8 protein-coding genes and 1 CRISPR repeat array are annotated in these 8,425 nt (G+C 39.1%); of the genes, 1 reads left to right on the plus strand and 7 read right to left on the minus strand.

From position 1 onward, the window contains the following. Positions 1–12: 12 nt before the first annotated feature. Positions 13–1,488, minus strand: a complete 1,476-nt coding sequence (locus tag IV84_RS00265) for a UbiD family decarboxylase (protein WP_046872092.1) — start codon at positions 1,486–1,488, stop codon at positions 13–15. Between the two features lie 147 nt (positions 1,489–1,635). On the opposite strand from IV84_RS00265, the gene IV84_RS00270 reads away from it, so the two are divergent. Continuing rightward, positions 1,636–2,547, plus strand: coding sequence for a LysR family transcriptional regulator (locus tag IV84_RS00270; RefSeq protein WP_046872091.1), 912 nt, complete (start codon positions 1,636–1,638; stop codon positions 2,545–2,547). A gap of 487 nt (positions 2,548–3,034) precedes the next feature. On the opposite strand, the gene IV84_RS00275 is transcribed toward IV84_RS00270, so the two are convergent. From IV84_RS00275 to cas1, 6 genes are all read right to left on the minus strand, one after another. Then, positions 3,035–3,850, minus strand: a complete 816-nt coding sequence (locus IV84_RS00275) for a YoaK family protein (protein ID WP_063510373.1) — start codon at positions 3,848–3,850, stop codon at positions 3,035–3,037. A 140-nt stretch (positions 3,851–3,990) separates the two neighbouring features. Next, positions 3,991–4,464: a CinA family protein gene (locus IV84_RS00280; protein WP_046872501.1), complete on the minus strand. Its 474-nt coding sequence runs from the start codon at positions 4,462–4,464 to the stop codon at positions 3,991–3,993. Between the two features lie 92 nt (positions 4,465–4,556). Continuing rightward, positions 4,557–5,018, minus strand: coding sequence for a GNAT family N-acetyltransferase (locus IV84_RS00285; RefSeq protein ID WP_046872502.1), 462 nt, complete (start codon positions 5,016–5,018; stop codon positions 4,557–4,559). 129 nt (positions 5,019–5,147) lie between these two features. Next, a CRISPR array of direct repeats spans positions 5,148–6,505; the repeat unit is 36 nt; unit sequence GCTCTTAACTATATTGATTCGACACTCTTCTAAAAC. 97 nt (positions 6,506–6,602) lie between these two features. Further along, on the minus strand, positions 6,603–6,989 hold the full coding sequence (gene csn2 / locus IV84_RS00290) for a type II-A CRISPR-associated protein Csn2 (RefSeq protein ID WP_056985955.1): 387 nt from the start codon (positions 6,987–6,989) through the stop codon (positions 6,603–6,605). Between the two features lie 215 nt (positions 6,990–7,204). After that, a complete protein-coding gene (cas2, locus tag IV84_RS00300) occupies positions 7,205–7,510 on the minus strand; it encodes a CRISPR-associated endonuclease Cas2 (protein WP_046871853.1) in 306 nt (101 codons plus the stop codon). Then, a complete protein-coding gene (gene cas1 / locus IV84_RS00305) occupies positions 7,488–8,390 on the minus strand; it encodes a type II CRISPR-associated endonuclease Cas1 (protein ID WP_046871854.1) in 903 nt (300 codons plus the stop codon). The genes cas2 and cas1 overlap by 23 nt, the downstream gene beginning before the upstream one ends. Positions 8,391–8,425 lie beyond the last annotated feature (35 nt).

Below are 8,425 nucleotides of genomic sequence, written 5' to 3' on the forward strand. Positions count from 1 at the left end.
CAAAAATCTTAATCATTCCAAATATTTTTTCCAATCTTTTACTTCTTTAAATTGAGCTCTTTCAAATTGATCCTTCATATCAAATGGCACCGTGCCATCAATGATTAACTTCGATGACATGCCGCGGGTTCGAATTGATTTTGGATCGTACTCAGGCCGCTCCGATGGATCTAATGGATGATTTCGCATTCCTGGTAACACCACAATATCTTGATCGGCTTGAAAACGCGTATTAATTGTCCACACCACATCGTTCATATCAAAAATATCAACATCTTCATCTACCAAAAAGACGGTTTTCAATTCTTTAAATGATGAGAAGGCCAATAAGGCTGCTTGTCGTTGAATCCCTTCATCCGCTTTGTTTTCCTTACGAATTTGCATGATGGTCATCAACTTACCACCACCTGCTGGGGGATTATATACATTCAAAACTTTGCCAGGAATTGCGCGATTCGTTAAGGACAAGATGCTTGCTTCCGTTGGAATTCCAGCCATGCTGACATGTTCTTCAGAAGGTCCGATGACACTTTGCATGATGGGATCTTTCCGGTGCGTAACAGCCGTAACTTTGATTACTTGCAGAGCTGGATTGGCATCACCATCGTATCCAGGAAATTCTGGCATTGCTTTACCAGTATGCGTATTAATATCTTCTTGAATGCGCTCATTAGGCATGATGTAGCCTTCCAAAGTATATTCAGAACGCGCAATTGCTTTTTCATCAACAGTCAAACCATCAACTAATTGAACTGGTTCTTGACGAATGGCACCCGCAACACCTAATTCATTGTAGCCAAGTGGCGTTGTCGGAGGCTCAAAAGTTGCGCCAATCGTTACGGCTGGATCCAAACCGATATTAATGGTAATTGGCATTGGTTTATTCATCTTTTCGTATTCTTCAGCAAACTTCCCAATGTGACGCCCACCAGGCATGATGTAAATTCCGAGTTTATCTTTATCTTCAAGGACCATGCGATGAATAGTCACATCACTCATGGTTTTATCTGGATTTGAGCCGTAAACCACGCCAACTGTAATGTAAGGACCAGCATCTTGGGGTGTATTTGTAGGAGCTGCCACTAATTTACGAATATCAAAATCCGGGTCAGTTGCCTTATGCACAACTTCATGGGTGGGTGCGTCGGCTTCTTTAACCATCACAGGATCAACCGGATTCTCTACTGAATCATTCAAAAATTGACCAAGGGTGTGGTAGTCATGATGAAACATCTTCCCAACGCGTTTGCGGCTGGCCATCAATCCCATTAAAACTCGGGTATGTGGAAAGCCTTTGACGTTGTTAAACATCATTGCTGGTCCCTCTTGAGTAGGCCGTTGAACGGTTCCACCAGCACCAATGTAACGATAAACACCTGATAATTCGGCGTCAGGATCAACTTCAACATTCGTTTCATGATATTGACCAGGTTCTTTTTTTAGTTCATCAAGAACTTTACGCAAATCATAAACATCTTTTTTTGCCATAATAATGACCTCCTAATTTCAAGTAACTATGCGTGTTTCTTACGTTCATACACGATAATTTCATTATATAAGCGCGATTTCTTGCGAACAAATCGCGTTTCGACTAGCATTATGCCTAACAGGAATATTAGAAAATGAGGACTCATTATGACTATTGATGATTTAAAAGATTTTGTCACCTTATACCAAACGCGCAATGTGTCTGATGCCGCGGTTGAATTGATGATGACCCAGTCGGCACTTTCCAAGCGCATCCAGGCCATGGAAAACGAATTAGCTACCAAACTAATTTCAACCAAAAATAAACGCCACCTGGTTATTACCGAAAGTGGTGAGGTCTTCTTCCGATACGCAAAAACCATTTTGACCCAGTATGGCTTGCTGACAAATGAGCTTGCAGAATATCGGGAACTCAAAAAAGGAACCCTGCACATTGGCAGCGTTCCAGTGATGTCACAATATGGATTAATGGAAAAGACAAGCCAATTCATGGCTGACTACCCGCAAATTAACATTCGACTAGAAGAATTGGAAGGTGAAGAACTGCTCGAAATGTTGCAAACAAAGCAGTTAGATCTCGGTATTTTACGCAATATGCAGTCGCAACTTTTGAATAAATCCCAGTTTCAATTTATTGATATTGACCAAGATGAACTTAAAATCATCCTGCCCATTACGCACCCCCTTGCAAAACAAAAGAGGATTTCAATGAACAATCTGCGGGATATTGAGGTCGTTTCATTAAATCCAGGTTCTGGTATTTACGAACAGGTCGGCAATCTCTATCAACAAGCGGGATTCACACCAAATATTCGTTTCACTTCCACTCACATTGAAACGTTGTTGGGAATCATTGCCAAATCGGAACGCGTCACTTTCTTGTTCGAAAAATCAGCAGAACCTTTCATGACGGATCAGTTTGTGAGTCGTTCGTTTGAAACTCCAATTTATAACAAGTTGCAACTCGTGTATCCACAGGGAGAATTAACCCAGGCGGGAAGAAGATTTGTGGGATATATGGAAGTGAGCGGAACAAAGCGATTAAAACACAAAAACTAAGGGTGACGGCGGTGGGATCGTAATCCCGCCAGAGGCGCACTTAGATTTTGTGGTTTGCTTTGTGGAGCTGTCCTAAAAATGAGTGAGTGGAACAAAACGGTAAAGGCCAACAAAATAAGGGGACCGGAAGCGGGATCGCATCCCGCTCGGAGGTTCACTTATTTTGTTGGGCTTGTTTTGTGTAGCTGTCCTAAAAATAAGTGAGCAAAACAAAACGGTAAAGCCTAATGAAATAAGGGGACCGGAAGCGGGATCGCATCCCGCTCAGAGGTTCACTTATTTCATTGGGCTTGCTTTGTGGAGCTGTCCTAAAATAGTGAGTGGAACAAAACGGTAAAGCCCAATGAAATAAGGGGACCGGAAGCGGGATCGCATCCCGCTCAGAGGTTCACTTATTTTGTTGGGCTTGTTTTGTGGAGCTGTCCTCAAAAGTGAGCAAAACAAAAAAGCCAAACATCCGAAATCAGATATTTGACTCTTACACTATTTATAATTTACGTCTTCGCCGACTACTTCGCGTTTCTGGCTCTGAATCAGTTTTCGTGTCATCTTCAGACGTGTGAGGATGAACGCTAGCACGAGTTGTTTCTGACCAAGCTTTTTCGTTGGAATCACTCTGTGGATCTTTTCGATTAGGCGTAGATTTAGAATGTTGGGCTAGATAGAACACCGCTCCTAAGACTAAGACAGCTGGGACCAAAATTGCGGCATCCTTCAACCAAGGAACAAATATTCCGGATAAAAATGCACCAGCAGCAAAACTACCAATCACAATTCCCGTATCCGTCGCTTTTTGTTGGGCCGTTACATCATGATGCACATAACCCGTATACAAGTTTTCAGCAGTTGTCCGAATGTTTCCAGTCATCATGAGAGATGTGAATGGTCCATCTTGCAACTTTCGGAATTCCTGTAGCTGAGCCGCTGCAGTGATGGCCAGCAACATCACGGTGATCACATCAGGAGCCCGTTGACTGATCATTGCTACCAGTACCATCAAAACAAATTCATATCCTAATACAAAATACGCTCGTTTTAAATAATTCTGTTTAAAAAAATGCTGCATGTGGCGAATAAAAATGGTTCCTAATCCAAACGCGATAATCGCAATCAGATAATAACCAACCTTGACAAACTGTCCTTTGCTCAAGCTAACCCCCAGTAAAATCAAGTTTCCGGTTTGCAGTCCCGCAAACACCCCGCCATGTTGTAAATATGTGTAAGCATCCAGACCACCTGCAATGGCCGCCAAAAAAGCACCAAAATATAATTGCTGATAGGCAGGATAAACATGTCTTCTCAAAAAATGGTCCTCCTTCTCATCTCATGCTTGAATCTTTTTTAAACCTTGTTCATATAATCAACCTACCTAGTTTATCATGAACCGCATTAAGACAAAAATTATTTTTTAAGACATTAATTAAACTTAAAAAACGCCTCTTTTTAAACCAACAAATCACTAATCTTTTGAAACGCAAATTGACAGCATGCCTCGCGAAACGCATTCCGCTCCAACTCTGGCTTTCGAAGGTCATAAGCATCCGTCTGGCCATGAAAAGTGATACCAATCCATGCAGTTCCGGCGTCCTCACCTTCCAAACCAGTTGGACCGGCTGCACCAGTAAATGAGATCGCCAAATCGGTCTTCAAGACTTTCTGGGCGCCTTGGGCCATGGCAACCGCCACTTCATAGCTGACCACGCCGTATTGTTGAATAAGCTCCTTGGGGACACTCAACAATTGCGTTTTAACTTCATCCGCATACGTCACAAAACCGCCACTAAAAACGGCTGAGCTGCCTGGCACTGTAGTAATTTCTGATTGAAACAGACCACCCGTTAAACTTTCAGCAGCTGTAATTGACAAGTTTTCTTCAATTAATGTATTGATTACGTAATTAACTAGTTTTTCGTCCATTATAATTCCCCCGTTTATTAAGCAATTTTACACTTGTCTCACGAAAAACACTTATGAAAAAGCATCCCAACATAAGCTAGGATGCGCGACAATTATTTCTTATTGCCTTGTAATTCAAGAATCATGTCCAGATGAGGGATACCTGTATCCAGATAAACATCGCTGACAGGTTTGAATCCAAACGATTGATAAAAGGATCGTAAATAAGCCTGGGCCTGAATCTTTACCGTTGTGACCTTTGGCATATCTTTTTTAATCGTTTCAAGTCCACTCGTAATGAGTTTGCGTCCATACCCTTGTTTGCGAAAGAGTGGATTAACAACCACCCGACCAATATGAACAATCGTTTCGTTCGTTTCAGGGATGATTCGTAAATAGGCCACTAACTGTTGGGCCTCGTTTGTAAATTGTAAATGCTGGGCGATGAGATCCTCATCGTCTACCTCTTGATAGGCACATAATTGTTCAACAACAAAGACTTGGGTACGGAGTTTGTAGATTTTAAATAGTTCTGTATTGGATAACTCTGAAAATGATTTTACTGTTACTTGCATACTTGGCTCCTTGTGTAGTTCTTTTCTGTTTTAATGAAGTTCAGATTTTGGTGCAATTGAGGTTCATTTATTTTATATATACGATAATAATTAAAACTATTTTACCTCAATGCGTCAAGCCGCTCCTGATTCCTTAACTATATTGATTCGACACTCTTCTAAAACATGTGTATACAGTCAAGCTTTTTTACATTAGCTCTTAACTATATTGATTCGACACTCTTCTAAAACTGCCCTCAACAACGTTAGCCAACGCCACACGCTCTTAACTATATTGATTCGACACTCTTCTAAAACCATGAGTGGTACTTAACCGACGACGACCGGGCTCTTAACTATATTGATTCGACACTCTTCTAAAACTGGTGGTTGCTGATACAGCTTTATGGTCAGGCTCTTAACTATATTGATTCGACACTCTTCTAAAACACGTATGTGTGATGAAATGCCAGATAAGATGCTCTTAACTATATTGATTCGACACTCTTCTAAAACTCTGGTGCGGAATCAATTTGCGATTGAGTAGCTCTTAACTATATTGATTCGACACTCTTCTAAAACAGATGTGCATGACGCACGGTTCGGACAAACGCTCTTAACTATATTGATTCGACACTCTTCTAAAACAAGGAAATGGTGAGTTTGCGATTGTTAATGGCTCTTAACTATATTGATTCGACACTCTTCTAAAACACGTTCCTGCCATTGGCAGCACAAACTTTTGCTCTTAACTATATTGATTCGACACTCTTCTAAAACCCGCGTAGGCAATGTAAACCCTGTAATACAGCTCTTAACTATATTGATTCGACACTCTTCTAAAACGATTATGTTCAAGGCCAAACCCAAACGGGCGCTCTTAACTATATTGATTCGACACTCTTCTAAAACTTTGAGAATGAGCCATACATGAACGTCCATGCTCTTAACTATATTGATTCGACACTCTTCTAAAACTGCTGGGCCAGAATCAATTTGGTCTTGCGTGCTCTTAACTATATTGATTCGACACTCTTCTAAAACGCTTGGATTGTGAGACCAAACTAATCAGTGGCTCTTAACTATATTGATTCGACACTCTTCTAAAACTTAGTTCAACATTAGGATCTGCATATAATAGCTCTTAACTATATTGATTCGACACTCTTCTAAAACTCATGCTGAACGTCTTTATCATGTTTTATGGCTCTTAACTATATTGATTCGACACTCTTCTAAAACTGCGTTTGATGGTGCCAAAAATGTGGAAGTGGCTCTTAACTATATTGATTCGACACTCTTCTAAAACTTTCAACCAGCTTTCTTGGCTTTTGGAAAGTGCTCTTAACTATATTGATTCGACACTCTTCTAAAACGATGTCAGCGTTAAACGGCACTGGTATCACGCTCTTAACTATATTGATTCGACACTCTTCTAAAACATTGCACTCGTAGGATTACAAACGATACCTGCTCTTAACTATATTGATTCGACACTCTTCTAAAACCGTTTTTTTATAATGCTACTCTCATAGACATTAATAACGCCAATCAACAAAATCCTGATCAACGTAGCAATAACGGCATTTATCGAATTCTTCGTGATTATCTGTTATCTGAGAATTCGATAAACAGAATGTTCAAATCAAGCGTGCTAATTAAACTCACCAATTCATTAAATTGGCTGACACTGAGATAATTGCGCACATTAGTTAAGATTAATATTTTTGTTTCTTTTAATTCAGAAGCAGTTTTTAATACAGTTTCAATTATATCATAAGGATCCCTATTTAAAGCACTTACAAACCCAACATTACAGTATTTAACTAATTTAACTGGATCAAATTCACTATCTACTTTTAACGGAAGGTCTAACGAAAACGTAGCATCAAAAATAAGTGATTTTAATTTATTATTAAGATCCGTTAATTGCAATCTTGTATCATCATCTAATTTCGAAACGATCTTTTTTTGTAATTGTCCTTGAAACATTTTATTTAAATCTGCTTCAACAAATGCATCCCCAACTCACTTCACTGCTCTTTCACATTCTACTAATTTAAAATCATCATCACTAATTTTAATAACATCTGAATATCCTTTAAGTCCTGAAATTAAATCGGTATACACTTTCTGATTACTGGTCTCAATCAACGTTGGCTTTGTTGTATTGATAATAATTGGTTTGAATGGGTAATAAGTAATATTCATATAATGATGGTCCTATCTGCTGAATTTCGAACATCCTGTTTAGATTCTCCAACAATAAAATTCATACTATTATATTGTTTTTCAGTCACCATCAAAGATTGAATCAAGCCATTGGCTGGTGAAAAAGTTGCGATTCGTTTTTCCATTAAATTAGCACTCTTCTTATCCACGCAGACACGCACATAAATTGAATATTGCACCATTAGAAACCCTTCGTTTAATAAAGCCTTTCGAAATTTTCGATAATTACGTCGATCTTCACTTGTTTCAACCGGCAAATCAAACATGACCATTAATCGCATTATTCGATACCTCACTTATTTCCACCTCAATTTTAATTTTATCGATTTCACCGCTCAAATACTTTAAGCAATTATCAACGTGCTTAGTAATAGCATTTCTTAAAATAGTATTCTGGCCATTATATTTCATTTTTAAGTTCAGCAAATCAACTAACCCAAATTTAATATCTGGCGTAAAGTCGTTAAACTTTTTTTGTTTTACCCACCAATCAACAATTGGTCGAAAGGGTTCCATTAGATCTGACCCTAAATTAAAATCATTTTCTTGACTATGATGATGAACGCCCAATTGCGTCAAATAACCATTTGCGGCGATTTCACGATTCACAGCCGATAAAATAATGGCATATCCATAATTTAAGGCTGCATTTATCGGACTGAAATTTCGCCGTGAAGATTCAGATTCAAATAATAACGAAAAATACTTGCGTGCTACTACTGCTTCACGGTTCGTAACATCGTTGATCTCTAACTTAGCAAGTTCATCTTTTAAATCTTGCGCATTAATACCTAAAGCCTCAGTTACATAAATTTGATTAGTTATTTTCTGCACAATAATCTTCGTCCATAAAGAGGTTTTTCGCTCTTCGTTCCAATTAAATTGTGTCTGCAATAACTGTGGGTCACGATTGTTTGGATAATAATCCATAGTTTCAGTTACCGGTTCACCACTGTTATCCGTAAAAATCACTTTACTTTGATGCTTGGCCAATTCACTAATCACTGCACTAGTTATTACTGCTCTAGTCGTGCTAATCAATAGAATCTGGATATCACTAACCGGAATCTGATTAGTACTATCTTGCGTTTGAACAACCACGCAATGACCAGAGTAGGAAATCTTAGCATGTTGGGTCACAACCACCGTCCGCCATCCCATAAAAGGGTTAGTGTAAGGTTTTCCTAGATGGTCAA

It is taken from the genome of Pediococcus damnosus (genome assembly GCF_001437255.1).
Taxonomy (GTDB): domain Bacteria; phylum Bacillota; class Bacilli; order Lactobacillales; family Lactobacillaceae; genus Pediococcus; species Pediococcus damnosus.

Coding starts and splice junctions, on each gene's coding strand:
- IV84_RS00265 (WP_046872092.1), bottom strand. CDS start 1,488: ATGGCAAAAAAAGATGTTTATGATTTGCGTAAAGTTCTTGATGAACTA.
- IV84_RS00270 (WP_046872091.1), top strand. CDS start 1,636: ATGACTATTGATGATTTAAAAGATTTTGTCACCTTATACCAAACGCGC.
- IV84_RS00280 (WP_046872501.1), bottom strand. CDS start 4,464: ATGGACGAAAAACTAGTTAATTACGTAATCAATACATTAATTGAAGAA.
- IV84_RS00285 (WP_046872502.1), bottom strand. CDS start 5,018: ATGCAAGTAACAGTAAAATCATTTTCAGAGTTATCCAATACAGAACTA.
- csn2 (WP_056985955.1), bottom strand. CDS start 6,989: ATGTTTCAAGGACAATTACAAAAAAAGATCGTTTCGAAATTAGATGAT.
- cas2 (WP_046871853.1), bottom strand. CDS start 7,510: ATGCGATTAATGGTCATGTTTGATTTGCCGGTTGAAACAAGTGAAGAT.
- cas1 (WP_046871854.1), bottom strand. CDS start 8,390: ATGGGATGGCGGACGGTGGTTGTGACCCAACATGCTAAGATTTCCTAC.